The sequence below is a fragment of the Kitasatospora sp. HUAS MG31 genome (assembly GCF_040571325.1).
Taxonomy (GTDB): domain Bacteria; phylum Actinomycetota; class Actinomycetes; order Streptomycetales; family Streptomycetaceae; genus Kitasatospora; species Kitasatospora camelliae.
The window spans coordinates 6,292,002-6,317,047 of sequence record NZ_CP159872.1 but is presented as its reverse complement, the minus strand read 5'-3'; the positions used below and the strand labels follow the sequence as shown (position 1 = coordinate 6,317,047).

The following is a 25,046-nucleotide window of genomic DNA, read 5'->3' as shown; positions in this document are numbered from 1 at the left end:
CGGCGACGCCTGCGGCTGCGGGGCCGGATGGACCTGGCCGGGATCCGGGGCGCAGCGGGTGTGTGGAGTGTGGTGATCGAGCATCTCAGCGAGAGATTACCCGGCAGGGGTGACATCGATAGCACCCTTTTCCGGGGGCCTTCCGGTCTGCGGCCTCTGAGGCGCTTCTGCCGGTTTGTCGACACGGATTCGGCCATCGATCCGGCAACCTGACGCGATCACGCCTGTGCAGAGCGTCACAGGAGTGGTCGACTTGCCCGGCACCAGGTTCCAGGCACAGCACTCACCCTCGACCACACCAGGAAGGCGTAGCCCCATGCTGGCCCACTGCCGTCGGCTCCTGTCCCGCACCGCCACCGCCCTGCTCCCGCTCGCCGCCGCCTGCGCCCTGGCGCTCGTGGCCGCCGTCCCGGCCGGCGCCGCCGACCTCGACGGCACCACGGACAACGGGGAGTTCTCGCTCTACGGGGGGCCGGACACCACCTCCGAGGTGCTGGACATGTACTGGGCCCGGGGCGACCTCTCCCAGCTGCAGTGGCCGCGCTGGGGCGGCAACCCGAACGACCAGAACGAGTCGTACTGGAACAACGACAGTCTGACCTGGCACGTCTACACCGACGCCTACCGGGGCGGCCAGCACGGGTGGATCAGCCCGGGCGTGATCTCCAACGCCTCCTCGACCTTCTGGCACCGGATCTCCTCGGCCTACTACACGGCCTGAGCCCCCGCCTGACACCGGCGCCGCCCGCTCCCCGGGCGGCGCCGCGGTCTTTCCCGGCCCACACCCGTTCCCGGCTCCCGCCCCACACCCGTTCCCGGCTCCCGCCCGTTTCCCCGGCGCCCACGGATCCCGGGTCCTCCCCCGCAGCCCCCCGCTCCCCGTCCCGACGGGTCCTCACGTACAGGAGCAGCCATGCCCGCGCAGCCGCACCGTCCGGGGAGGGCCACCGCGCTCGCCCTCCTCGCGCTCGTCCTGACCGCCTGCGGCACCGACGCCCCCGGCGGCGAGCCCGCGCTGGCCGCCGTCCCGACCCCCGCCTCGGCGGCCGGGCTGCGGCTGCCGCTGCAGGAGTACATCCCCGGCCCCGACCAGCTCGCCCTGCTCAACCGGGCACAGTGGATCCTCACCGACCAGTGCATGAGCCGGTACGGGTTCCACAACCGCGCCCCGCGCCCGCCGGAGGGCACGGCGAGCCGCGGCGAACCGGACCGCCGGTACGGCCTGACCGACCCGGAGGCGGCCGCGGCCTCCGGGTACGGCGCCGAGGAGGCCGAGGCGCCGCGCAAGGAGCCGATGCCCTCGATGGACCCGGCCGAGTCGCTGGTGTTCGGCGGCGGCGGGCGGGTGGACCCGAAGGCGATCCCGCAGACCCAGGCCGAGGCCGAGAAGGCCGGCGGCGGGGCCGAGCTGAACGGGCTGAAGGTGCCGGTCGGCGGCTGCAACCGGGAGGGCTACCTCAAGCTGTGGCGGCCGGGCGCCGACTCCCGCGACCCGATGCGGGCCCAGGAGCTGGACGCCGAGGCCTTCGGGCGCTCCCGCCAGGACAGCCGGGTGGTGAAGGCGACCGAGGCGTGGACCCGGTGCATGGCCGGCCGCGGCTACCGGGCCGCCAACCCGGTCAGCCCGCAGACCGAACTGGGACTGGTCCCGGCCGCGTTCACCTCGCCCCAGGGCGTGGCGGCGGCCACCGCGGACGTGGCGTGCAAGCGGGAGAGCAATCTGGTGGGCATCTGGTTCGCGGTGGAGTCGGCGTACCAGAGCCGGCTGATCGAGCGGAACGGCGAGCTGCTGACGGCCGTCCGACGGCAGCGGGAGGAGGCGGTCCGACTGGCGGCCTCTCTGGTGTCCGACGCGCATTGAATCAAATCCCGAGTTGCAAATGTCTTCACATGGCCAAGAGACGGTCGGCCGCGGAATGCAATACGGCCATCTGTGATCACTTTTGATCATTCGTCATCCATTGCCGGGTCGGTTTCTACAGTCGGATCACAACCCCGCAACGAAGGAGAACGACCGTGGCGAATCTGGAGACCTCGCTCAAGGACGCGATGGCCATCGAGGGATCGATCGGCGTGGCCCTGGTCGACTACAACAGCGGCATGGCCCTGGGCACCCTCGGCGACGGCTCGGACCTCGACCTCACCGTGGCCGCGGCCGCCAACACCGACCTGGTCCGGGCCAAGATGCGCACCATGGAGATGCTGAACCTTCAGGACAATGGGATCGAGGACATCCTGATCAGCCTGACGAGCCAGTACCATCTCATCAGGCCCCTGACGACGCAGAGCGGGCGCGGCCTGTTCCTCTACCTCGCCCTCAACCGCAGCCGCGCCAATCTGGCGATGGCGCGCCATCAGCTCAAGCGCATCGAGGGGACTCTTGAGATCTGACATCTCGTGGGCCGCTGACGGCCCGTCTGAGAGGGGGAGAGGGCGTGCCGGTCGCGCTGTACCAGGCGAAGGCCGAGTTCTTCCGGATGCTGGGGCACCCGGTGCGGATCCGGGTCCTGGAGCTGCTCCAGGCCGGGCCGACCCCTGTGCGCGACCTGCTGGCCGAGCTGGAGATCGAGCCCTCCAGCCTCTCCCAGCAGCTCGCCCAACTGCGCCGGGCGGGCCTGGTGACCGCCACCCGGGAGGGGTCGACGGTCGTCTACACCCTAGCCGGCGCCGATGTGGCGGACCTCCTGCGGGTGGCCCGGCGCATCCTCACCGAGCTGATCACCGACCAGGAGGCCCTGCTGGCCGAGCTGCGCGCCTCCACCGACTGAGACCGGTCGGTCTGAGGCGCGCGGAGGCGGCCACCGCGGCTCAGCCTGCCAGCAGGTCGCCGAGCCCGGCCGCGAGGGCGCGGTACTCCTCGGGCCGGTTGTACAGCTGGGCGCTGATCCGCAGCACCCCGCCGCCGTCCCAGGGCCGGACGGCGATCCGGGCGCCCAGCCGGCGGTGGACGGCGGCCATCAGCGCCCGCGCCTGATCCTCGGTCCCGGCCGTTCCGGGCGGCAGCCGCAGCGCCCGCATCGCCAGGCCCGGTTCGGCCGGCAGCTCCCCCAGCCCGGCCGACCCGACCAGCTCCGCGGCGCCCTGTCCGGCCAGGGCGCCGTTGTGCTCGCGGACCTCCTCGGCGCCCAGCTCCGCCAGCAGGGCGAACCCGGCCGGCGCCGCCAGCCAGGGCGTGTAGTCGCAGGTGCCGCGCCACTCCACCCGGCCGGGGAAGCCTCGGTCATGCTCCCAGGAGAGCATCAGCGGCCGGACGGCGCCGCGTCGCCGGCCGTCCACCGCGAGCACCGCCGAGGCCCGGGGCGCGAAGGCCCACTTGTGCAGGTTTCCCACCCAGAAGTCGGCGCCACCGGCCTCGCCGCCGAGGTCCACCGGCAGCAGCCCGGGGGCGTGTGCGGCGTCCACCACGGTGACCACGCCCCGGGCGGCCAGCGCCGCGAGCAGGCCGGGGCCGGCGATCCGCCGGGCGGTGGGCGAGCTGATCAGGTCGAGGACGGCGGCCCTGGTCCGCTCCCCCACCGCGGCCAGCACCCGCTCGGCCACCTCCGCCGGCCCCGGCAGCCGAAGCGGCAGCCGGACGGTGCGCACCCGGGCTCCCGCCTCGACCGCCCGGCGCTCCACGGCCCGGGTCACGGCGCCGTAGCCGTGGTCGGTCACCAGGATCTCCTCGCCGGGGGCGAACGGGATCGACTCCAGCACCACCGCGATGCCCTCGGTGACGTTGGTGAGCAGCGCCAGCCGGTCGGGGGCGGTGCCGAGGGCGGCCGCGACCTGCGCCCGGGCGGTGGCGATCCGGTCCGGCAGTCCGAGGAAGAACCCGTCCGGGTCCTGTTCCTGCTCGGCGCGCAGCTCGGCCTGACGCCGCTGCACGGGCACCGGGACGGCGCCGTAGGAGCCGTGGTTGAGGTGGGCCACCGCCGGGTCCAGGGTGAACAGACCCTCGAATGCTGTGTGACATTTCACACTGCATAGTTCTAGCCGAAGCGCCCCGGCCGCGGCAACCATCGGCGCGTGACCCACACCGATCCCTTCCTCGACCTCAGCGCCCGCACCGGCCGTTTCGGCTACGGCTCGCCGCGGGCCCTCACCTTCTGCGCCGACGGCGAGCGGCTGCTCCTCCTCCGCTCCACCGGACCCGAGGACCCCGTCGAGCGGCTCTGGCTGCTCGATCTGACGACACGTCAGGAGCGCCTGGTCGCCGACCCGTCGGCGCTAGCGCCGGAGCGCACCGGCGACCCGGCCGACCTGCCCGTCCTGGAGCGGCGGCTGCGCGAGCGGCTGCGCCTGTGGGCGCCCGGCATCGGCTCCTACGCCGCCACCGCCGACGGCGCGGTGGCCGTCTTCGCCCTGGACGGCCGGCTGTTCCGCACCGACACCGCGACCGGGGTGAGCACCGAACTCGCCGTGGCCGGGCCGGCGTTCGACCCGCGGCCGGACCCGTCCGGGCAGCGGGTGGCGTACGTGGCAAACGGCGAGCTGCACCTCGCCCCGGCTCCCGCCCTGCACCCGGCGGGCCCGCTCAGCCCGCGGGACGGCGCCGTCTGGGGCGTCGCCGAGTTCGCCGCGGCAGAGGAGCTGGGCCGCACCCGCGGGCACTGGTGGTCCCCCGACGGGAGTGCCGTGCTGGCCACCCGGGTGGACGAATCCGCCCTGCCGCTGCGGCACTTCGCCGACCCGGCCGACCCCGGCCGGGCACCCGAGTCCTTCGCCTACCCGCAGGCCGGCGGCCCCAACGCCGACGTCCAGCTCTGGGTGCTCGGCCTGGACGGCCGCCGGGTCCGGCTGCGCTGGGACGCCGCCGCCTTCCCGTACCTCACCGCCGCCTCCTGGGAGGGCAACGGCGAGATCCTGCTGACCGTGGCCGACCGGCCGCAGCAGACCGTGCTGCTGCTGACGGCCGACCCGGCCACCGGCGAGACCGTCGAACTCTCCCGCACCGAGGACGAGTTCTGGGTGGACGACCTGCCCGGCACACCGGCCCGGCTGGCCGACGGGCGGCAGCTCACCGGCCACGACACCCCGGCCGCCCGCGGGCTCGCCCTGGACGGCAAGCCGCTGGACACCGACGGCCTCCAGGTCCGCCGGGTGACCGGCACCCTGCCGGACGGGGGCCTGCTGGTGGAGGCCGGCGAGGGCGACCCGGCCGACCAGCACGTGTACCGGATCGACCAGGACGGCGGCCGCCCGCGGCGGCTCACCGAGGGCCCGGGCGTGCACTCGGCGCTCGCGGCCGGCGCGACCCTGCTGCTCACCTCCGCCACCCCGGACGGCGTCCACCGCCGGGTCCGCTTCCGCGGCGAGGAGTTCCCGCTCGCCGACCACGCCGCGCCGCTCCCCCACCGGGTCCGTCCGCTGCTCGCCCGGGTCACCGAGCACGGCCTGCCCACCGCCGTGGTCTACCCCCGCGCCCATGTCGCGGGCCGCCGGCTGCCGGTGCTGCTGGACGTCTACGGCGGCCCCGGCTACCAGGCGGTGGCGAGCGAGCCGCGCCGCTGGCAGCTGCGCCAGTGGTGGGCCGACCAGGGCTTCGCCGTGGTGACCTGCGACAACCGCGGAACCCCTTTCGTGTCACCGGAGTTCACCCGGGCGATCTTCCGGCGCTTCTCGCAGGTCGCGCTCGAGGACCAGGTCGCCGCCCTGCACGCGCTCGCCGACCGCCACCCCGACCTCGACCTCGGCCGGGTCGGCGTCCGCGGCTGGTCGTACGGCGGCTACCTGGCCGCCCTGGCCGTGCTGCGCCGCCCGGACGTCTTCCACGCCGCCAGCGCCGGTGCGCCGCCCACCGACTTCCGGGCGTACGACACCGCCTACACCGAGCGCTACCTCGGGCTGCCGCAGGACAACCCGGAGGGCTACCTGGCGGACTGCCTGATCCCCGACGCCCCGTCACTCACCCGTCCGCTGCTGCTGATCCACGGCCTGGCCGACGACAACGTGCACCCCTCGCACACCCTGCTGCTGTCCGAGGCGCTGACCCGGGCCGGGCGCCCGCACGGCGTGCTGCCGCTGCCGGGGGTGAGCCACATGACCCCGGACGGCCGGATGGAGTCGATCGCCGCGGCCGAACTCGCCTTCCTGCGGGGTGCGCTCCGTCCGGACTCTTCCATGTGACCGATGACATGTGAAATATTACGCGCGCTCGACTTCACCCAACATCCCGAAAGGACAGGCCAGTTGCGCAAACTGTCCCTGACCCTCGCGGTCGCGCTCGCCGCCGGTGCGATAGCCGCGACGGCGCTGCCCGCCACGGCGGCCCCCGTCAAGCCACCCGTCGCCCCGGCCCTGGCCGCCGACCAGGGCGCCGAGGGCCGCGAGGCCCCGCAGCCCCAGCTCGCCCCGCAGGAACGCGAGCGCCTCTCGCTCCGCACCCAGGCCCTGGCACAGCTCAACAAGGGCGCGGTGGCGAAGACCTCGGACGGCCGCGCGCCGGCCAAGGTCAGGATCGGCCACGACTACGTCCAGCTGGCCCGCCAGCGCACCGACCGGGTGTTCGTCATCCTCGCCCAGTTCGGCGACCAGGTGGACAGCACCACCGAGTACAACGGCCAGCCGCGCTACGGCGGCACACCGGGCCCGCAGCACAACCGGATCCCCAAGCCGGACCGCAGCGACACCCACACCTACTGGAAGCCGGACTTCGACCGCGCCTCCTACCAGCAGATGTTCTTCGACGCCACGCCGGGCGCCAACTCGGTGCGCAACTTCTACCGCACCCAGTCCTCCGGCCGTTACGACATCGAGGGCACCGTCAGCGACTGGGTCACCCTGCCCTGGAACGAGGCCCGGTACGGTTCCAACAAGGGCCCGCAGGGCGGCGGCGCCTGGACCCAGGCCCAGGAGTTCGTCCGCGACGCCACCAAGGCCTGGTACGACGGCGAGCTCGCCAAGGGCCGCGCCGCCGCCGACGTCAGGGCCGAACTGGCCCGCTACGACGTGTCGGACCGCTACGACTTCGACAAGGACGGCGACTTCGACGAGCCGGACGGCTACCTGGACAACGTCATCGTGGTCCACGCCGGCGTGGACGAGACCTGGGGCGGCGGGGCGCAGGGCGCCGACGCGCTCTGGGCGCACCGCAGTTGGACCTTCCCCGACCCGAGCGGCCGGACCGGCCCGGAGGGCAACCGGATCGGCGGCGCCCCGGTCGGCGACACCGGCCTGTACGTCTACGACTACCTGCAGGCGGGCGAGAACAGCGGCGTCGGCCTGTTCTCCCACGAGTTCGGCCACAACCTGGGCCTGCCGGACCTGTACCCGACCTCGGGCGGCGACAACAGCGTCAACTTCTGGTCGCTGATGTCCTCCGCCTCGTACCTGGGCAAGGGCCGGAACTCCACCGGCGAGTACCCGGGCGACCTGGACGCCTGGAGCAAGCTGCAACTGGGCTGGCTCAACTACGACGAGGCGCAGGCCGCCACCCGGTCCAGCCACGCGCTGGGCGTGAGCGGCTACAACACCGACCAGGCGCAGGCCGTACTGGTCCACCTGCCGGACGGGACGACCACCACCACGCTGGCCGATCCCTTCGAGGGCGCCCGGCAGTGGTGGAGCGACACCGGTGACAACATGGACGCCTCGCTGCGGCGGACCGTGGACCTGACCGGCCGCACCTCCTCGGCCGCGATCGAGGCGGCGGCCTGGTACGACATCGAGCAGGACTACGACTTCCTCGCGGTGGAGGCCTCCGAGGACGGCGGCAGGACCTGGAAGCCGCTGCACGGCACGGTGGACGGCGCGCCGATCGGCGACACCCCCGCGCTCACCCCCGGCCTGTCCGGCACCTCCGGTGCCTTCCGGCAGCTGCGGATCCCGCTGGACGCGTACCTCGGCAAGCAGGTGCAGGTGCGGTTCCACGTCACCTCCGACGGCAACACCCACGGCAAGGGCGTGCTGGTCGACGCGGTGAAGGTGACCGCGGACGGCGCCGAGCTGGTCCGCGACGGCGCCGAGGGCGCGGCCGAGGGCTGGACCGCCGTCGGCTTCACGGTGATCACCGGCAAGGACGCGGTCAAGCACCACCCGCGGGCGTACCTGGTGGAGAACCGCCGCTACGTCGGCTACGGCGAGTTCCTGAGGACCGGCCCGTACAACTTCGGCTACACCGGGGTCGAGGGCAAGGCCAACGTGATCGACACCTACCCCTACCAGGAGGGTGTGCTGATCTGGCTCTGGGACACCGGGTACGGCGACAACAACACCAAGGACCACCCGGGCGCCGGGCTGATCCTGCCGGTCGACGCGCACCCGCAGGCGGTCCGGTTCAAGGACGGCACGGTGACCAACGGCCGGTCGCAGAGCTACGACGCGACCTTCTCGCGGCAGCCCACCACCGCCTTCACCCTGCACAAGGCGGGCGTGGCCACCCGGATCGGCTCCGAGCCGGCCGTGCCGGTCTTCAACGACCGCACCGGCGTGTACACCGACCCGGCCATCCCGCAGCTCGGGGTGGCGGTGCCGAACACCAACACCAGGATCGAGGTCGTCCGGGAGTCCCAGGGCGGCCGGCTGACCACCGTGAAGGTGGGCCCGGCGGCCTGATCCGCCGGCGGTCCGGAGTGCCGGGCCCCGGCCCCCGCGGCGGCGGGGGCCGGGGCCCTCATGGCTTGGTGGCAACAGCCCCGGGCGTCAGTAGCCCTGGGCCGCGGCGCCGTCGCGGAGCAGGGCGAAGGCGGCGGCTGACTCCTCGACGGCGGTGCGGTACGCCAGGTCGGAGGGCGTCCCCGCGGCGACCCTGGTCCAGTTGGCCCGGACGAGCACGTTGAACACGGCGATGTACTGGGCCGCGACCAGCCGGGCGGTCACCCCCTCGGCCGGGTCGAGAGCCCGGGCGAGCGCGTCGGTGTCCGCGGCCAGGTGGTCCTTCAGGGCGGCCGACAGGCTCGGCGTCCCGTACACCAGCCGCATGAAGGCGAGCACCTCGGGCACGTCGCACAGGCCGGTCTGCGGCTCCCGGGCGGCGAGCGCCGCCAGGTGGTGCCGCTCCAGCGCCGCCAGCGGGGTGGTGTCCCCGTCCCTGGCCTCCACCACCCGACCGGCCTCGCCCTGGTGGTCGGCGAAGCGGTGCAGGACCAGCTCCTCCTTGGTGGGGAAGTACCGGAACAGGGTGGGCTTGGAGACCTCGGCCGCCGCGGCGATCTCCGCCACCGACACCTGGTCGAACCCGTGGGCCAGGAACAGCCGGATCGCCGCCTCGGCGATGGCCTGCCGGGTGCGCTGCTTCTTGAGGGTCCGCAGACCCGACGCCTCGTCCATGACCCCCACTATACCCCCGAGTGAGACACAGGAACTTTTGTTACCGAGTTGCATTTGTGTCCGGGTTGCTGTTCCATGGATCTCACACACCGACCGAGGGAGGACGGAAACAGATGGCAACCGTGGTGATCGTGGGAGCGGGACCGACCGGGCTGACCCTGGCCTGCGGACTGGCGCGGCAGGGCGTGGGGGTGCGGGTCCTGGAGCGGGCGACGGAGTACAACACCAACTCGCGGGCGAAGACGCTCAACCCGCGCAGCCTGGAGGTCCTGGCCGATCTGGGCCTGGCCGACCGGCTGATGGAGGAGGGCCGCACCCACCTCCCGTTCCGCAAGTACTTCGCCGGCGAGCACGTCGCGGACACCGACCCGTACGCCGGGGACCACCCCACCGCCGAGCGGCCGTACGAGGCGGGCCTCTACCTGCCGCAGCCGCGGGTGGAGGCGGCGCTGCGCGAGCTGCTCGCCTCCCTGGGCGTCCGGATCGAGACGGGCAGCGAGCTGATCGGGCTGGCCCAGGACGCCGAGGGGGTGACGGCCGAGCTGGCCGACGGGCGGACGGTCCGCGGCGACCACCTGGTGGCCTGCGACGGCGGGCGCTCCACCGTCCGCAAGCTGCTGGACATCCCGTTCACCGGCAACAACGAGGACGAGCCGCTGATGGTCCTCGGGGACGTCGAGCTGGAGGGGCTGGAGCCGGACGCCTGGCACCAGTGGTTCGGGCCGGAGGGGGCACTGCTGCTCTGCCCGTTCGAGGGCAGCGGGACGTGGCAGATCCAGGCCACCCCGGAGACCGACGCCGAGGGGCGGATCGTCCCGCCCTCGGCGGAGGGCTTCCAGCGGCTGATCGCCAAGCACACCGGCCGCCCGGAGATCCGGGTCCGCCGGGCCGGCTGGCTCTCCACCTGGCGGGTCAACGTCCGGATGGCCGAGCGGTACCGGGAGGGCCGGGTCATGCTCGCCGGGGACTGCGCCCACGTGCACCCGGTGGCCGGCGGCCTGGGCATGAACACCGGCATCCAGGACGCCTGGAACCTGGCCTGGAAGCTCGGCTACGTGCTGCGCGGCCTGGCCTCCCCCGCCCTGCTGGACACCTACCAGGAGGAGCGGCTGCCGATCGCCGCCTGGACGCTGGACGTCACCAGCGCCGGCATGACGGCCGTCCTGGAGAGCACCCGCACCCCCGGGGTCGGCGTCGAGGCCGGCCGGGTCGGCGACTCCACCGGCCTGTCCATCGACTACCGCTGGTCCCCGCTGGCCGAGGACCGGCTCGGCGGCCCGCTGCGGGCCGGCGACCGCGCCCCCGACGGAGTGCTGGACGAGGGGCCGTACGGCCGGCTGTTCGAGGCCTTCGCCGGCGACCGGTTCACCCTGCTCGGCTTCGGCCCGGCGGCCCTGCCCGCCCTGGACGGCCTGCCCGACCACGTCCGGCCGGTGGCCGTGCCCGCCGGGGACACCCGGACCCGCGAGGCGTACGGGATCACCGAGGACGCCCTGGTGCTGGTCCGCCCCGACAACCACATCGCCCTCACCGCCCCGGCGGGGGCGCGGGACGCCGTGGACGCCTACCTTGAGCGGTTGTAAAGAGTTCTTTCTAAAGATACCTTTAGAAGCATGACCGAGGTACCGGAAGACCGGCCGTCCTCCGTACGGCTGACCGACCCGCGCGCCCTGCGCGCCTACGCCCACCCGACCCGGATGGCCCTGGTGGGCCTGCTCCGGACGGAGGGGCCGCTCACCGCGACCCGCGCCGCCGCCCTGATCGGCGAGTCCGTCGCCAGCTGCTCCTTCCACCTCCGCCAGCTCGCCAAGTACGGGCTGGTGGAGGAGGCGGGCGGCGGGCGCGGCCGGGAGAAGCCCTGGCGGGCCACCGCCCAGTTCACCAGCTGGGATCCCGCCCAGGAGGACCCCGCCGCCGCCGAGGCCGTGGACGCGCTCCAGCGCACCGTGGTCGAGCGGCTCTTCGAGCAGGCCCGGCGCTGGCTGGCGGGCAGCTCCCAGGAGTCCCCGGCCTGGCGCAGGGCCGCCGGCAGCAACGACACCCTGCTCTGGCTCACCCCCGAGGAGCTCACCGAACTCACCAGCCGGATGGAGGAGTTGACCCTCCCCTACCTGGCCAGGCACACCGCCCCGCAGGCCCGGCCCGAGGGCGCCCGCCCGGTCACCCTGATCCAGCTGGCCTTCCCGGCCCCCGAGCCCGGCGGGCCGTCGTGACCACCCTCGCCCCCACCCCGCAGCGGACCGGCCGGATACCCGAGCTGCTCCGCGACACCCCGTTCCGCCGGTACTGGACCGGGCAGGCGATCTCCGCCCTCGGCGACCAGGTCACCATGCTGGTGGTCCCGCTGGTCGCCGTCACCGTGCTGCACGCCGACGCCGCGCAGATGGGCTACCTGGCCGCCGCCGGCTGGCTGCCGCACCTGCTGCTCGCCCTGTACGCCGGCGGCTGGGCCGACCGGCGCAGCCGCCGCAGGTCGGTGATGATCGCCGCCGACCTCGGCCGGGCCGCCCTGCTGCTGACCGTGCCGGCCGCGTTCCTGCTGGACGCGCTGACCCTGCCCCAGCTCTACGCGGTGGTGCTGGGTGTCGGCGTGCTCTCGGTGTTCTTCGACGTCTGCAACCCGCCGGTGTTCGTCGCCCTGGTGCCCACCGAGCGCTACCTGCAGGGCAATTCGCTGGTCAACGGCAGCCGGGCGGTGTCCTTCGCGGCCGGCCCGGGCCTCGGCGGCCTGCTGGTGCAGCTGCTGGCCGCGCCGCTCGCCCTGGTGGCGGACGCGCTGTCCTTCCTCGCCTCGGCCCTCTTCCTCAGCCGGATCCACCCGGTGGAGCCGCCCGCCGAACCGGCCGCCCGCGGCGCCGTGCTGGCCGGCCTGCGCTACATCCGGCGCTCCGCCGTGGTCCGGGCGGCGCTGCTGGGCACCGCCACGGTCAACCTCTTCACCTTCATGATCGCCGCACTGTTCGTGCTCTACGCCACCACCGAACTGCGGCTGAGCCCCGGACTGTTGGGCGCGGTACTGGGCGCGGCCTCGTTCGGCGCGATCCTGGGCGCGCTGGTCACCACCCGGGTCGCCCGGCGGATCGGCGTCGGCCCGGCCTTCCTGCTCGGGCTGCTCCTCTACCCGCTCCCGCTGCTGCTGGTGCCGGCCGCGCACGGTCCCGCGCCGCTGGCCGCCGCGATGCTGTTCGCCGCCGAGTTCGGCTCCGGGCTGGGCGTGATGCTCCTGGACATCACCGGCGGCAGCATCTTCGCCGCGATCGTCCCCGACCGGCTGCGCTCCCGGGTCTCCGGCGCGTACCAGACGGTCAACTTCGGGGTGAGGCCGCTGGGTTCGGTGCTCGGCGGCACCCTGGGCACGCTGCTCGGGCTGCGGCCCGCGCTCTGGGTGGCGGCCGTCGGCGCGGCGCTGTCCTTCCTCTGGCTGGTGGCCTCGCCGATCCCCCGGATGCGCACCCTGCCGACCTCGGCCGATGATCCGTCAGGCAACCCGCCAGAGTAGCCGATTCGGGCATATGCCCGAGGAATATGGAGGATTCTCTCCCACCTCCCCCGGGCTCCCGGTAGCGTTGCGCATCGATGACACTACCGCAGGTGATCGCGGTGGCGCTGGCGTGCCGTCGTCGCACGCGGGAGGGGATTGACATCCGTGCCGGGAATCGATGAGTGCCTCGCCGAGGCGATGGGGATCACGGGCGCCCTGGGGGCCAGCCTGGTCGACTGGACCAGCGGACTCGCCCTGGGGACGGCCGGCGACGGCCCCGGCGGCGACCATGAGGCCGGCGCCGCGGACGCCACCGAGCTGGCCCGCGCGGTCGCCCAGACGCCCTCCTTCGCGGATCCGGACTCCGGCTCCGCCCCTGCCGAGGACGTCATCGTCACCTCCGGCGACTGCTACCACCTGATCCGCTTCGTCGACACCTCCTTCGACAGCAGCGCCTTCTTCTACCTCCGGCTCGACCGGGAACGCGCCAACCTCGCCATGGCCAGACATCGACTCGCCTCCCTGGCAGACCAGTTGGTGCTGCTCTGATGACCCGCACCAGCCTCGCGCCGACCCTGCCCCGGCGGCGCCGCTCCGGCTGCGCCCCGGCCACCGCCTTCGAGGCCGTCCTCGCCGACCTCGCCGCCGACCGGGCCACCGGCGCACTGAACGGCCCCGCCGGTACCGTCCACCTGGTCGACGGCGGGGTGGTGCACGCCGAGAGCCCGCAGGCCACCGACGTCGGCACCCTGCTCACCCGGTCCGGCCGGATCGCGCCGCAGGAGTGGGAGGACTGCCTGCTGCTCAGCGGCGGCCGGCCCGCCGAGTACCTGCTGGCCACCGGCCAGGTCGGCCGCGGCGAGCTGCAACTGTGCCGGCTGACCGCCCTGTTCGACGCCGCCTTCTTCGTCCTCGTGCAGGACGACGGCGAGTTCCGGTTCACCCCCGACGCGGTCCCGATGTTCTCGCTGCCCCGCCCGATGCCGGTCCCCGACCTCCGCGGCGCGGTCGGCCGCCGAAGAGCGCTGCTGGACCGGGTGTGGCCCTCGACCCGTCTGGACACGGCGCCGGTCCGCCCCCGGCCCGGTCCGCCCCCGGCCACCCGGTCCCGCCGGGCGGTGCTGGGGGCGGCCGACGGGCGGCGGGCCCCGGGCGACATCGCCCGGCTGCTCGGCCGCTCCGGCTACGGCACCCTGCTCGACGTCCGCCACCTGGCGGCCGCCGGGCTGGTCGAGACCGCGCCCCTCGCCGCGGAGCCGAAGCCGCCGGCCCCGGTCCCGTTCCCCGCACCGCCCGAAACCGTAGCTCCGAGCGTGCTGCTGCCGGGGACCCCGTACGACCAGTCGGATCCGGAGGTCTCCCTGCTGCTCAGGCTCCGCGCCGCCCTGGAGGCCCTGTGACCGCGTCACCCACCCGAACCGCCCCGCCGATCGAGTCATGAAGCGCACCTTGCGACAGTTCACCGGACGGAGGACCTCCGTGCTGCCCGAGCCCGAGGTACTGATCGAGCTCCGCAGGCTGCGGGCCAGAGTGCCGCACCTGACCGGGGGTCTGGTCGCCACCACGGACGGCCTGGTGGTGGCCCACGACACCAGCGGGCTGGAGCCCGAACACGTGGCGGCCCTCACCGCGGCGGCCCTCGGCGTCAGCACCCGGCTCACCGAGGCCACCGGGCAGGGCGGGTTCAAGGAGATGCTCACCCGGGGCGAGCTCGGCTACACCGCGACGTATGCGGCCGGCTCCTTCGTGGTGCTCACCCTGCTCGCCGGACCGGACACCAACGTCGGCCGCCTCCACCTGGAGGCGCGCCGGGCGGGCGGGCGGATAGCCGCGCTCGCCGACGCGGCCCTGGAACGCCACGACCGCGGCTGACCAGACCCGCGCAACCACTCCCCACAGGAAAGAAGAGAACGATGGCCAACACCGAAGCCTCGCTGAAGGACGTCATGGGCTCGATCGACGGGTCGATCGGCGTCGCACTCGTCGACTACAACAGCGGCATGGCACTGGGCACCCTGGGCGGCGGCGACCTCGACCTCAACGTCGCGGCCGCCGGCAACACCGACGTGGTGCGCGCCAAAGCGCGGGCCATGGAGATGCTCAACCTCAAGGAGAGCATCGAGGACATCCTGATCACCCTCAGCACCCAGTACCACCTGATCCGCCCGCTCACCAGCCGCTCCGGCAAGGGCCTGTTCCTCTACCTGGCGCTGGACAAGGGCCGGGCCAACCTGGCGATGGCCCGGCACCAGCTCAAGCGGATCGAGGCCGACCTGGAGGTCTGATCCTCCGTCAGCCAGCGCTGCCCCGGCGGTCGGCGGCGCTCCGGCGGAGCGCCAGCAGCCCGCCGAGCGGCACCCGCACCTCCAGCCGGTACCCGTCCGGGGCCGGCTCCGCCCGGGTCGCCGCGACGCTCTCGACGGTCTCCCCGCGGCAGTCCCGGACCAGCAGCGCCAGGGTGCCGGGCGGGCGGTCGAAGGACAGCCGGACCAGCGGGTCCGGGTCGGCGTTGGCGACGAGCAGCAGCTCCCAGTCGCCGGCCACCGCCACGGGCAGCGGGGCGTACCGGCCGAACGCCAGCTGCCCGCCCGACCGGGCCTCGACCAGCGGATACCCCGACTCCGGCCGGTGCGGCCGCAGTTCGCCGCGGCGCAGCAGCGCGGTGTGCTCCCGGCCCACCGACAGCCAGAAGCGCAGCGCCGCCAGCTGATCGGGCCGCTGCACCGCCAGGTCCACCGACACCTGCGGGGTGGCGAACAGCACCGACTGCAGCAGCACGGCGATCTGCTCCGGGCTCTCGTCCGGGTGCCATGTCAGCGGATCCCCGTGGACCGCCAGGGGCCCGGCGGTGAGCCGCAGGTCGACGGTCCGCACCCGGTTCTCGGTCGGGTTGTGCGGGCAGTCGGTGGCGCGGACCATCGTGGCGTACGGCCACAGGCCCGGCCCGGTGTAGTCCTGGCGGTGCTCGACCAGCACCTCCCCCCGGACCGCCCGCAGCCGGGCGTCCAGCTCGGCGAGCAACCGTCGCACCCCCTCGGCGACGGTGCCGCAGTCGGCCCCGGGCGGGAGGTCCGGCGGGCCCGGGGGGTCGGCGGGACGGGTCGGACGGGTCGGGCGGGCAGGACGGGCTGGGCGGGCGAAGGTGTCGACGAAGTCGATCTTGAGCCCGTCCACGCCGTACCGCTCCACCGCCGCGGCCAGCCGCTCCACCTGGTGCCGCCGCACGGCCGGGCTGCGCGGGTCCAGCACGTACGTCTCCAGCTCCGGCAGGTGGGCCAGCGTGTGGCCGGCCAGCTCGGCCGCCGCCGCACTCCGCTCCCCCGCGAACGGCAGCGCGTGCCACAGCAGGTAGTTCAGCCCGAGCGCACGTACCCGCCGGACGTGTCCGGCGAAGTCCCGGAACCCCTCCGGCGCCGGACGCCAGTCCCCCGTGGTCGCGTACGAGCGCCCGGTCTCGTCGGTCTGCCAGCCGTCGTCCACGATCAGCGAACCGAAGCCCAGCGGCGCGGCGAGGACGGCCAGCCGCTCCACGTCGGCGGCGGTCATCGCCAGGTGCAGGGCGTACCAGGTGCAGAACACCGGCGCGAAGGCGCTGTCCGGGACGGCGACCGGCCGCCCCGCCTCCTGAGCCCACCAGCCGGTCACCCCGCGCAGGGTGTCGGCGAAGTGCCGCCCGCTCAGGTCCAGCAGCAGCCGCAGCTCCCCGCCCTCGTGCTCCACCCACCAGCTGAACTCGCCGGTCTCCTCCACCACGCCCTCACCGATGGTCACCGGGAGCACCGGCTCCGCCACCGCGAACGTGCAGATCGCGGCGTCGCCGGGGCCGATCAGGCTCCCCACGGGGGCGCCCTTGGGCAGCGAGGCGGTCCGCGGCGCCAGCCAGGACGGCGGCAGCCAGCGCGGGCCCGTCTGCGGCGTCCAGTACGCCGTCGCCCCGAGGCACGGCACCCGCCACTCCACCCGCACCCGGCTCGCCACCCCGTCCACGGCCGGCCCCGCCACCACCTCCACCACCACGACCCCGTCCTCCCGGGGCTCCACCGCCACCTCCACTGCCTGCGTCCCCACCCCCGTCGCCCGCACCCGAAGCCCCGCCACCCCGACCCCGGTCTCCACCGGCACCCCCACCTCCACCCGCCCGGACCCGGGCGCACCACCGTCCCACGAGAGCGACACGAACCAATCCCCTTCCACCAGACAAGCGTTCATCAACGCGGGAACGCACCCGGTTTTACCCCAGGGGCGAGTGGGGGCACCTCCTTTTCAGGGCGCACCCGTTCACCGCCGGGGCCGGCTACGCCTCCGGGTAGTGGCACGCCACCTGCCGGGTCGCCCCCGCGGACGCGATCCGCAGCAGCGGCGCCTCCGTCCGGCAGAGCTCCCGCGCCTTGGGGCACCGCGGATGGAACCCGCACCCACTCGGCGGATCCGCCGGACTCGGCGGGTCGCCGTGCAGCACGATCCGCTCCCGCCCCCGCTCCACCACGGGGTCCGGCACCGGCACCGCCGACAGCAGCGCCCGCGTGTACGGGTGCGCCGGCGCCCCGTACACGTCGTCCCGGTCGCCGACCTCGACGATCCGTCCGAGGTACATCACGGCGACCCGGTGGCTGATGTGCCGGACCACGGCGAGGTCGTGCGCGATGAACACGTACGCCACGCCCAGTTCCCGTTGGAGCCGTTCCATCAGGCCGACGATCTGGGCCTGGATGGAGACGTCCAGCGCGGAGACGGGTTCGTCGGCGACGACCAGGTGCGGCCGGGTGGCGAGGGCGCGGGCGATGCCGATCCGCTGGGCCTGGCCGCCGGAGAACTGGTGCGGGTAGCGGTCGAGGTGTTCGGGGGCGAGGCCGACCAGTTCGATCAGCTCGCGCACCTCGGCCCGGAGGGCCTGTGGTGAGGCGCCCTGGGCGCGCAGGGGCGCGGCGATGATCTGCTGGACGGTCTGCCGCGGGTTCAGCGAGGCGAACGGGTCCTGGAAGATCATCTGGAACTCGCTGCGCAGCGGCCGCAGTTCGCGCTGTCCGGTCCGGGTGATGTCCCGGCCGCGGAAGCTGACCCGGCCCCGGGTCGGGTCGAGCAGGCGGACCAGCATCCGGCCGGTGGTGGACTTGCCGCAGCCGGACTCCCCGACCAGGCCGAGGGTCTCGCCGGGGCGGACCTCGAAGGAGACCCCGTCCACGGCCCTCACCCCGGGCAGCCGCCGCAGCAGTCCGCGCGGCCCGGGGAAGGTCATGCCCAGGTCCTCCACGGCGAGCAGCGGCGCGGCCCCGTCCGGCTCCGAGCCCTCCCGGACCCGGTTTGTCCCAGTGACCGACTCGATCGCGGTCATGCGGCGCCCTCCTTCTCCGGCCGGTCACCGGCCGCCTCGTCGTGCACGCAGGCGCTCCGGTGTCCGTCCGCCACCACCCGCAGGGCCGGCCGCTGCTCCGTGCAGCGCGGGTCGGGCCGGGCGGCGTGGACGGCGCAGCGCGGTTGGAACGGGCAGCCGGGCGGTGGTGCGAGCAGGGAGGGCGGGCTGCCGGGGATGGCGCGGAGTCCGCCGCCGTCCGGGTCGTCGAGGCGGGGCAGCGAGTCGAGCAGGCCGCGGGTGTACGGGTGCCTGGGCGCGGCGAACAGCGTTTCCACGGGGGCCTGTTCGGCCGCGGAGCCGCCGTACATCACCAGGACCTCGTCGGCGACCCGGGCGATCACCCCGAGGTCGTGGGTGATCAGGATGATGCCGAGGCCGCGTTCCTGCTGGAGCCTGGCGAGGAGTTCCAGCACCTGGGCCTGGACGGTGACGTCCAGGGCGGTGGTGGGCTCGTCGGCGATGATCAGGTCGGGTTCGCAGGAGAGCGCCAGGGCGATCATCGCGCGCTGCCGCATACCGCCGGAGAACTGGTGCGGGTGTTCCTCGGCGCGGCGGGCGGGTTCGGGGATGCCGACGTCGCCGAGCACCTCCACGGCCCGGGCGCGGGCGGCGCGGCGGCTGCCGCCGTGGTGCTCGCGGTAGGCCTCGGCGATCTGGTCGCCGACGGTGAAGTAGGGGTGGAGGGCGGTGAGGGCGTCCTGGAAGACCATGGCCATCCGCCGTCCGCGCAGGCGCCGGACGGTCTCCTCGGGGGCGCCGATCAGCTCGGTGCCGTCGAAGCGGACGGATCCGGTGACGCGGGCTGCGCCGCGGTGGAGGCCCATGACGGCGAGGGAGGTGACGGACTTCCCGGAGCCGGACTCGCCGACGATGCCGAGGGTACGGCCGCGCCGCACGGTGAAGTCGATGCCCCGGACGGCCCGGACCACCCCCTCCCCGGTGGTGAACTCGACCGCGAGGTCGGTGACTTCGAGCAGGGTCACGACAGTCTCGCTCTCGGGTCGATCCAGGCGTAGACCACGTCGACCACCAGGTTGGAGGTGACGATGAAGAAGGAGGCGAGCAGGGTGATCCCCATGATCACCGGCTGGTCGGCCTTGTTGAGCGAGTCGGCGAACAGTTTCCCGATGCCGGGGAGGCTGAACAGCGACTCGGTGATCAGGGCGCCGGCGAGGAGTCCGCCGAGGTCCATGCCGAGCATGGTGGCCACCGGGGTGAGGGCCGGGCGCAGCCCGTGCCGGCCGACCACCCGGCGTTCCGGCAGGCCCTTGGCGCGGGCGGTGCGGACGTACGGTTCGGCCATGGTCTCGATGACGGAGTTGCGGGTCATCCGGGCGTAGAGGGCGGCGAACATCAGGGCGAGGGTGATCCAGGGCAGGATCAGGTTGCCGAACCAGCCGGCCGGGTCCTCGCCGAAGGCGATGTAGCGGGGGTAGGGCAGCAGTCCGGCCACCGTGACGACCAGGTAGAGCAGGATCATCGCGGTGAAGTAGACCGGGAGGGCGGCGATGCCGATGGTGCCGACCATCAGCAGGCGGTCGATCCAGGTGTTGCGGCGCAGCGCGGAGAGCACCCCGGCGGAGACGCCGAGCAGCAGCCACAGCACGGCGGCGCCGAGGGCGAGCGAGGCGCTGGTGGGCAGCCGGTCCATCATCAGGTCCCAGACCGGCTGGGCGCTCTGGAAGGAGTAGCCGAAGCAGGGGAAGCCGCAGTCCACGGCGTAGGGACCGGTGCCGAGGGTGCGGCCGGCGAAGACGCCGACCACGTAGCGGGTGAACTGGACGGCGAGCGGGTCGTCGAGGCCGAGTTGGCGGCGGACCAGTTCGATCCGTTCGACCGAGCAGTCCTTGCCGCAGAACTGCGCCGCGGGGTCGCTGGGCAGCAGGTAGAAGACGGCGAAGGTGAGCGCGCAGATCACCAGCAGGGTGGCGGCGATGGCGAGCAGCCGGCGGAGCAGGAATCCGATCACGCGCCGCCGCCCTTCGGGTCGAGGGCGTCCCGGAGGGCGTCGCCGAGCAGGGTGAAGCCGAGGACGACCAGGAACAGGCAGGCGCTGGGCAGCACGAAGAACATCGGGTCGACCTTGTAGTAGAGCACCGAGTCGGCGATCATCTGCCCCCAGGACGGGGTCGGCGGGCGGATGCCCACGCCGAGGAAGGTGAGCGCGGCCTCGGCGCCGATCAGGCCGGGGATGGCCAGGGTGACGTAGACGATGACGGTGCCGGTGAGGTTGGGCAGGATCTCGGTGAGCAGGATCCGTCCGCTGGAGGTGCCGCTGGCGCGGGCCGCCTCCACGTACTCGCGGTGCCGCAGGGAGAGGGTCTGCCCGCGGATCACCCGGGCGATGAACGGCCAGCCGAAGGCGCTGAGCACGCCGATCAGCAGCAGGATCCGGTTGACGTCCCGGGCCACCGAGAGCAGCGCGATCATGAAGATCAGGCTGGGGAAGGACATCATGACGTCCATGAACCGGCTGATCACGGCGTCGGTACGACCGCCGAAGTAGCCGGCGGTGATGCCGAGCAGGACGCCGGCCAGGGTGGTGAGCAGGGCGGCGCTGAAGGCGACCAGCAGGCTGATCTGGGCGCCGTACAGCAGCCGGGCGAGGATGTCGCGGCCGAGCAGCGGTTCGACGCCGAGCCAGTGGTCGGCGCTGATGCCGCCGAGCGAGCCGCGGGGCAGGCCGCCGAGGTACGGGTTGACGGCCTTCTTGTCGAGGTCGGCGGGGCCCTTGCCGCTGATCGCGGTGACCACGGGGGCGAGCAGGGCGGCGAGGACGAAGAAGGCGATGATGCCGAGTCCGGTGAGGCCGGCCCGGTTGCGGCGCAGCCGGTGGCGGGCGAGGGCCCAGGGCGAGGCGGGAGGCGGGGCGGTCGGTGCGGTCGTCGGCGAGGCCGGGGGCGGGGCGGGTGCGGCGGGCGCGGTGGAGCCGTCCGCCGCGCCCGCCTCCCCGGCGGCTGCCGGGTGAAGCGGGGCGGTCATGGCGGCTCCCGGTTACTGGACGGACTTCAGGCCGATGACGGCGTAGTCGAGTTGGGCGGCCCACACCGGGTGGGCGAAGGCGCCGGCGATGTTGGAGCCGACCAGGACGGGCTTGCGCTGCCAGGTGATCGGTACGGCGGGCGCCTTGTCCATGATCTTGGCGTCCAGGGCGAGCCAGGCCTGGTTGGCTTGCTGGAGGTCGTCCATGGCGGCGATCCGGTCGAGGTCGGCGATGGTCTCCGGGTCGTTGAACCGGGTGACGTTGCCCTGGTTGCCCTTGGCCTTGATGGACCGGCCGTCGAAGATCATCGGCAGGAAGGTGGCGGCGGACGGGTAGTCGGGGCACCAGCCGCCGACGGACAGGCCGGGCTGCTTGTCCTTGTCGCCGACGATGGAGCTGACGGCGGTGGGGTCGACCGTGCTGATGGTGACCTCGACGCCGACCTTCTTCAGCGCGGCCTGGACGGTCTCGGCCTGGGCCTTGCCGCCGGTGGAGGTGACCAGTTCGGTGGCGAAGCCGCCTCCCAGGCCGGCCTCGGCGAGCAGCGCCCTGGCCTTCTCCGGGTCGCCGGCGGGCTTGGTCATGAAGTGGTCGATCGGGTTGCCCTGGGTGAGCACCGGCGGCAGGTAGGTGGTGGCGATGTCGTTGAACGCGGGCCCGCCGGCGGCCGCGGCGAAGGCTTCCTTGTCCACCGCGTACTGCATGGCCAGGCGCACCTTGGCGTTGTCGAAGGGCGCCTTGGTGGTGTTCATGTCGAGCTTGGTGGTGCAGCCGGCGTTCTCGCTGACCAGCCGCTTCTTGACCTCGGGGTTGGTCAGCACGTCGCTGACCTTGGAGGCGGGCAGGTCCACGTAGGAGAGGGCGTTGCGGTCCTCGCCCTGGTCGGCGATCAGCCGGTCGGCGATGCCGGTGCCCTTGAGCGTCTGGTCGACGACGATCTTGTCGGGGTACGCCTTGCGGACCGGGTCGGACTTGGCGTCCCAGTGGGTGTTGCGGACCAGCACCATGCGCTTGCCCCGGTCGTACGACTCGATCTTGTACGGGCCGGAGGAGACCGGGTGGTTGGAGTAGTTGGGGCCGGTCTCCTTGGCCTTGGGCACCGGGGAGAAGGTGGGCAGGGTGACGGTGTAGCCGAACTCGGCGACCGGGCGCTTGAGGTGGAACACGATGGTCCTGGCGTCGGGGACCTCGACGGCCTCCTTGCCCAGGCGCTCGCCGCCGAGCGGACCGGCGTACCCGGCGGGCGCGTTGAGGTAGCGGACGGCGTAGTCGGGGCCGCCGGGCAGTTCGGCGGAGAAGGACCGCTCGACGTTGTACTTGATGTCCTCGGCGGTGATCGGGCTGCCGTCCTCGTACTTGAGGCCGTCCTTGAGGTGGAAGGTCCACGTCCGGGCGCCGTCGCTGGGGGTGCCGAGGTCGGTGGCGAGGTCCGGCTCGATCTTCAGGCCCTCGGCGCCGGGCGCGGCCCGGAAGGTGGTGAGGGTGCGGTAGAGCATCCGGACGCCGACGTCCATCACCGGCATCGTCCAGTTGCGGGCCGGGTCGAGCTGGTCGAAGTCCTGGTTGGACAGGATGGTCAGGGTCCCGCCCTTGACCGGTGTGCCGCCGATGATGCCGTTGCCCTCGGTGGTGACGCCCTGCTGGTCCCCGGCGTCGTCGGTGCTCCCGGCGCTCGTACACGCCGCGAGCCCGAGGGTGAGTGCTGCCGCTGTCGCCGCCGCGAGGACGGCGTGGGTGCGCCTGTTCATATGTACGACTCCGCAGTGGGGGGCCGGAGTTCGGCCCGGTCCGCCCCGGGGCTGATCCGGGGCCCACCGGGAGGGCGACCGCTGGGTCTAGCCGCTCCAAGGTGTGACCCGTAACATAGTAATGTGAAATTGCACTGCACAAGAGGCGGTGCACCCCGTTACCGAGCCGTGTCCTCGAAGGAGCAGCCGTGACCACCGACCCCGCCGCCCGGCTCAACACCGGCAGCCACGACCTCCCGGTCTCCCCCGCCCTGGAGGCGTTCATGGGCACCGGCTGGGCGGCCACCCCGCTGCCCGCGGCCGACCGGGTCCCCGGCCACCACGTCACCCCCGCCCGCCGCGGCCGGCTGGCCGCCGCCTTCCCCGGCGAGCGACTCCTCGTCCCCGCCGGGCAGTTGAAGGTCCGCAGCAACGACTGCGACTACCGCTTCCGCCCGCACAGCGCGTACGCCTGGCTCACCGGACTGACCGGCGAGGAGCAGGTCGGCCACGTCCTCGTGGTGGAGCCCGACGGCGAGTACGTCCTCTACCTCCGCCCCCGCTCGCCCCGCGGCGGCGGCAGCGCCGAGTTCTACCGCGACCGCCGCTACGGCGAGTTCTGGGTCGGCCGCCGTCCCGACCTGGCCGAGGCCGCCCAGCTCACCGGCGTCCGCACCGAGCACCTCGACCGCCTGCCCGGCCTGCTCGCCGGACCGCAGCCGCCCACCCGCGTCCTCGCCGGCGTCGACCCCGCCCTCGACACCCTCGCCGGCCGCCCCCACGCCCCCGCCGCCGCACGGGACGCCGCCCTCGCCACCACCCTCTCCGAACTGCGCCTGGTCAAGGACCGCTTCGAGGTCGAGCAGCTCCAGCTCTCCGTCGACCACACCACCGCCGGCTTCGAGGACGTCGTCCGCGCCCTGCCCGCCGCCCTGCGCCACCACCGCGGCGAACGCTGGCTGGAGGGTGCCTTCAACCAGCGCGCCCGCGCCGAGGGCAACGGCACCGGGTACGAGACCATCGTCGCCTCCGGCGCGCACGCCTGCGTCCTGCACTGGATCCGCAACGACGGCCCGCTCGACCCGACCAAGCTGCTCCTGCTCGACGCCGGCGTCGAGACCGACACCCTCTACACCGCCGACATCACCCGCACCCTCCCGCTCTCCGGCACCTTCTCCCCCGTCCAGCGGCAGGTCTACGACCTGGTCCTCGCCGCCCAGGAGGCCGCCATCGCCACCCTGAAGCCGGGCGCCTCCTTCCGCGACTTCCACCGCGCCGGCATGCAGGTGATCGCCGAGGGGCTGGCCGACTGGGGCGTGCTCACCGTCTCCGCGGAGGAGGCCCTGCGCGAGGACAGCGGGCTCTACCGCCGCTACACGCTCTGCAGCAGCGGGCACATGCTCGGGCTGGACGTCCACGACTGCGCCAAGGCCCGCTCCGAGACGTACCTGGACGGCGTGCTGGAGGAGGGCATGGTCCTCACCGTCGAACCCGGCCTCTACCTCCAGCCCGACGACGAGACCCTGCCCGCCGAACTCCGCGGCCTCGGCGTCCGCATCGAGGACGACCTCGTCATCACCGCCGACGGCGCCCACCTCATGTCCTCCGCCCTCCCCCGCACCCCCGACGCCATCGAATCCTGGATGGCCGACCTCCTCCCCTGACGCAACCGGGTACCCCCAGGGGCGCGTGGGGGCACCTCCCAGCCGCCAAGGCTGGGGGAGAATCGCGCGAAACGGAAGACAGCTCACGTAGCACCCTCCCGCCCCGCGCAGTTCCTCGCGCCCCTCAAGTGGCTGGCCGCGCCCCACGCCTGCACGGCATGATCAGGTCGCATGACCACCTACCTCACCCCCGCCCAGGCCGTCGAGGAGTCGGGCTTCAGCCTCGACACCCTCCGCTACTACGAGAAGATCGGCCTGCTCGGCGAGGTCGAGCGGTCCTCCAGCGGTCACCGCCGTTTCAGCCGCGCCGACCTGGAGTGGCTGAACATGCTCCGCTGCCTCCGCGTCACCGGCATGCCCATCGCCGACATGATCCGCTTCGCCGAGCTGGTCCGCGCCGGCCACGCCACCGTCCCCGACCGCCTCGCCCTGCTGCTCGATCACGACGCCCAGGTGGAGGAGCAGATCGCCGCGCTCCGCCAGCGCCAGGACACCCTCCGGGCGAAGATCACATACTATCGCTCGGTCCTCGCTTGACCGGGGCACGCCCACGGGCGCGACCGGGCGGGGCGGCGGCTAACGTGGCGTC

At 73.5% G+C, this 25,046-nt stretch carries 23 protein-coding genes; 15 read left to right on the top strand and 8 right to left on the bottom strand.

Annotation, left to right across the window (positions count from 1 at the left end):
• The first annotated feature begins 316 nt into the window (after window positions 1–316).
• The 4 genes from ABWK59_RS28175 (at window position 317) to ABWK59_RS28160 (ending at window position 2,768) form a co-directional block, all read left to right on the top strand.
• Entirely contained in the window at window positions 317–721 is a 405-nt protein-coding gene (locus ABWK59_RS28175; RefSeq protein ID WP_354643447.1) for a peptidase inhibitor family I36 protein, read from the top strand.
• A 192-nt stretch (window positions 722–913) separates the two neighbouring features.
• Window positions 914–1,861 carry a hypothetical protein gene (locus tag ABWK59_RS28170; RefSeq protein WP_354643446.1) on the top strand — a complete coding sequence of 316 codons (948 nt, stop codon included), beginning with the start codon at window positions 914–916 and terminating at the stop codon, window positions 1,859–1,861.
• Window positions 1,862–2,016: 155 nt separating this feature from the next.
• Window positions 2,017–2,391: a hypothetical protein gene (locus ABWK59_RS28165; RefSeq protein ID WP_354643445.1), complete on the top strand. Its 375-nt coding sequence runs from the start codon at window positions 2,017–2,019 to the stop codon at window positions 2,389–2,391.
• Window positions 2,392–2,435: 44 nt separating this feature from the next.
• Window positions 2,436–2,768 (top strand): ArsR/SmtB family transcription factor, encoded by a 333-nt coding sequence (locus ABWK59_RS28160; protein WP_354643444.1) that lies wholly within the window; start codon window positions 2,436–2,438, stop codon window positions 2,766–2,768.
• Between the two features lie 40 nt (window positions 2,769–2,808).
• Here the strand turns inward: ABWK59_RS28160 and ABWK59_RS28155 are convergent, their stop codons facing one another.
• The gene (locus ABWK59_RS28155) at window positions 2,809–3,960 is read right to left on the bottom strand and encodes an aminotransferase class V-fold PLP-dependent enzyme (RefSeq protein ID WP_354643443.1); all 1,152 of its coding nucleotides are present in this window, start codon (window positions 3,958–3,960) and stop codon (window positions 2,809–2,811) included.
• 48 nt (window positions 3,961–4,008) lie between these two features.
• Between ABWK59_RS28155 and ABWK59_RS28150 the strand changes: the two genes are divergently transcribed.
• Both ABWK59_RS28150 and ABWK59_RS28145 read left to right on the top strand, forming a co-directional pair.
• Window positions 4,009–6,108 carry a S9 family peptidase gene (locus tag ABWK59_RS28150; RefSeq protein WP_354643442.1) on the top strand — a complete coding sequence of 700 codons (2,100 nt, stop codon included), beginning with the start codon at window positions 4,009–4,011 and terminating at the stop codon, window positions 6,106–6,108.
• A 63-nt stretch (window positions 6,109–6,171) separates the two neighbouring features.
• Window positions 6,172–8,535 (top strand): immune inhibitor A domain-containing protein, encoded by a 2,364-nt coding sequence (locus ABWK59_RS28145; RefSeq protein WP_354643441.1) that lies wholly within the window; start codon window positions 6,172–6,174, stop codon window positions 8,533–8,535.
• A gap of 87 nt (window positions 8,536–8,622) precedes the next feature.
• Here the strand turns inward: ABWK59_RS28145 and ABWK59_RS28140 are convergent, their stop codons facing one another.
• Window positions 8,623–9,249: a TetR family transcriptional regulator gene (locus ABWK59_RS28140; protein ID WP_354643440.1), complete on the bottom strand. Its 627-nt coding sequence runs from the start codon at window positions 9,247–9,249 to the stop codon at window positions 8,623–8,625.
• Between the two features lie 113 nt (window positions 9,250–9,362).
• Between ABWK59_RS28140 and ABWK59_RS28135 the strand changes: the two genes are divergently transcribed.
• From ABWK59_RS28135 to ABWK59_RS28105, 7 genes are all read left to right on the top strand, one after another.
• Window positions 9,363–10,832, top strand: a complete 1,470-nt coding sequence (locus tag ABWK59_RS28135; RefSeq protein WP_354643439.1) for an FAD-dependent monooxygenase — start codon at window positions 9,363–9,365, stop codon at window positions 10,830–10,832.
• A gap of 30 nt (window positions 10,833–10,862) precedes the next feature.
• Entirely contained in the window at window positions 10,863–11,462 is a 600-nt protein-coding gene (locus ABWK59_RS28130; RefSeq protein ID WP_354643438.1) for a winged helix-turn-helix domain-containing protein, read from the top strand.
• Window positions 11,459–12,748 (top strand): MFS transporter, encoded by a 1,290-nt coding sequence (locus ABWK59_RS28125; RefSeq protein ID WP_354643437.1) that lies wholly within the window; start codon window positions 11,459–11,461, stop codon window positions 12,746–12,748. Before ABWK59_RS28130 ends, ABWK59_RS28125 begins: the two co-directional genes overlap by 4 nt.
• Before the next feature lie 147 nt (window positions 12,749–12,895).
• Complete coding sequence (locus ABWK59_RS28120) at window positions 12,896–13,279, top strand: hypothetical protein (RefSeq protein WP_354643436.1); 384 nt, start codon at window positions 12,896–12,898, stop codon at window positions 13,277–13,279.
• Window positions 13,279–14,130 (top strand): transcriptional regulator, encoded by an 852-nt coding sequence (locus ABWK59_RS28115; RefSeq protein ID WP_354643435.1) that lies wholly within the window; start codon window positions 13,279–13,281, stop codon window positions 14,128–14,130. The genes ABWK59_RS28120 and ABWK59_RS28115 overlap by 1 nt, the downstream gene beginning before the upstream one ends.
• Before the next feature lie 37 nt (window positions 14,131–14,167).
• Entirely contained in the window at window positions 14,168–14,602 is a 435-nt protein-coding gene (locus ABWK59_RS28110; protein ID WP_354643434.1) for a roadblock/LC7 domain-containing protein, read from the top strand.
• Window positions 14,603–14,643: 41 nt separating this feature from the next.
• A complete protein-coding gene (locus ABWK59_RS28105) occupies window positions 14,644–15,015 on the top strand; it encodes a hypothetical protein (RefSeq protein WP_354643433.1) in 372 nt (123 codons plus the stop codon).
• Between the two features lie 7 nt (window positions 15,016–15,022).
• Here ABWK59_RS28105 and ABWK59_RS28100 read toward each other — a convergent pair whose 3' ends face one another.
• From ABWK59_RS28100 to ABWK59_RS28075, 6 genes are all read right to left on the bottom strand, one after another.
• Window positions 15,023–16,906, bottom strand: a complete 1,884-nt coding sequence (locus ABWK59_RS28100) for a glycoside hydrolase family 36 protein (RefSeq protein WP_354643432.1) — start codon at window positions 16,904–16,906, stop codon at window positions 15,023–15,025.
• Between the two features lie 118 nt (window positions 16,907–17,024).
• Window positions 17,025–18,062 (bottom strand): ABC transporter ATP-binding protein, encoded by a 1,038-nt coding sequence (locus tag ABWK59_RS28095; RefSeq protein WP_420492864.1) that lies wholly within the window; start codon window positions 18,060–18,062, stop codon window positions 17,025–17,027.
• Window positions 18,059–19,066, bottom strand: a complete 1,008-nt coding sequence (locus ABWK59_RS28090; RefSeq protein WP_354643431.1) for an ABC transporter ATP-binding protein — start codon at window positions 19,064–19,066, stop codon at window positions 18,059–18,061. Before ABWK59_RS28090 ends, ABWK59_RS28095 begins: the two co-directional genes overlap by 4 nt.
• Window positions 19,063–20,052: an ABC transporter permease gene (locus ABWK59_RS28085; RefSeq protein ID WP_354643430.1), complete on the bottom strand. Its 990-nt coding sequence runs from the start codon at window positions 20,050–20,052 to the stop codon at window positions 19,063–19,065. The genes ABWK59_RS28090 and ABWK59_RS28085 overlap by 4 nt, the downstream gene beginning before the upstream one ends.
• On the bottom strand, window positions 20,049–21,065 hold the full coding sequence (locus ABWK59_RS28080; RefSeq protein ID WP_354643429.1) for an ABC transporter permease: 1,017 nt from the start codon (window positions 21,063–21,065) through the stop codon (window positions 20,049–20,051). The genes ABWK59_RS28085 and ABWK59_RS28080 overlap by 4 nt, the downstream gene beginning before the upstream one ends.
• 12 nt (window positions 21,066–21,077) lie before the next feature.
• The gene (locus ABWK59_RS28075) at window positions 21,078–22,814 is read right to left on the bottom strand and encodes an ABC transporter substrate-binding protein (RefSeq protein WP_354643428.1); all 1,737 of its coding nucleotides are present in this window, start codon (window positions 22,812–22,814) and stop codon (window positions 21,078–21,080) included.
• Window positions 22,815–23,002: 188 nt separating this feature from the next.
• Here ABWK59_RS28075 and ABWK59_RS28070 point away from each other — a divergent pair, with 188 nt between their 5' ends.
• Together ABWK59_RS28070 and ABWK59_RS28065 are read left to right on the top strand one after the other, a co-directional pair.
• Window positions 23,003–24,457 carry an aminopeptidase P family protein gene (locus ABWK59_RS28070; RefSeq protein ID WP_354643427.1) on the top strand — a complete coding sequence of 485 codons (1,455 nt, stop codon included), beginning with the start codon at window positions 23,003–23,005 and terminating at the stop codon, window positions 24,455–24,457.
• 171 nt (window positions 24,458–24,628) lie between these two features.
• Complete coding sequence (locus ABWK59_RS28065; protein ID WP_354643426.1) at window positions 24,629–24,994, top strand: MerR family transcriptional regulator; 366 nt, start codon at window positions 24,629–24,631, stop codon at window positions 24,992–24,994.
• Window positions 24,995–25,046: the final 52 nt, after the last annotated feature.

Excerpts from the sequence above, each read along its gene's own strand:
- ABWK59_RS28115 (WP_354643435.1), top strand. The coding sequence starts at position 13,279 with ATGACCCGCACCAGCCTCGCGCCGACCCTGCCCCGGCGGCGCCGCTCC.
- ABWK59_RS28110 (WP_354643434.1), top strand. The coding sequence starts at position 14,168 with ATGAAGCGCACCTTGCGACAGTTCACCGGACGGAGGACCTCCGTGCTG.
- ABWK59_RS28170 (WP_354643446.1), top strand. The coding sequence starts at position 914 with ATGCCCGCGCAGCCGCACCGTCCGGGGAGGGCCACCGCGCTCGCCCTC.
- ABWK59_RS28065 (WP_354643426.1), top strand. The coding sequence starts at position 24,629 with ATGACCACCTACCTCACCCCCGCCCAGGCCGTCGAGGAGTCGGGCTTC.
- ABWK59_RS28080 (WP_354643429.1), bottom strand. The coding sequence starts at position 21,065 with ATGACCGCCCCGCTTCACCCGGCAGCCGCCGGGGAGGCGGGCGCGGCG.
- ABWK59_RS28140 (WP_354643440.1), bottom strand. The coding sequence starts at position 9,249 with ATGGACGAGGCGTCGGGTCTGCGGACCCTCAAGAAGCAGCGCACCCGG.
- ABWK59_RS28130 (WP_354643438.1), top strand. The coding sequence starts at position 10,863 with ATGACCGAGGTACCGGAAGACCGGCCGTCCTCCGTACGGCTGACCGAC.
- ABWK59_RS28105 (WP_354643433.1), top strand. The coding sequence starts at position 14,644 with ATGGCCAACACCGAAGCCTCGCTGAAGGACGTCATGGGCTCGATCGAC.
- ABWK59_RS28075 (WP_354643428.1), bottom strand. The coding sequence starts at position 22,814 with ATGAACAGGCGCACCCACGCCGTCCTCGCGGCGGCGACAGCGGCAGCA.
- ABWK59_RS28135 (WP_354643439.1), top strand. The coding sequence starts at position 9,363 with ATGGCAACCGTGGTGATCGTGGGAGCGGGACCGACCGGGCTGACCCTG.
- ABWK59_RS28095 (WP_420492864.1), bottom strand. The coding sequence starts at position 18,062 with ATGACCGCGATCGAGTCGGTCACTGGGACAAACCGGGTCCGGGAGGGC.
- ABWK59_RS28175 (WP_354643447.1), top strand. The coding sequence starts at position 317 with ATGCTGGCCCACTGCCGTCGGCTCCTGTCCCGCACCGCCACCGCCCTG.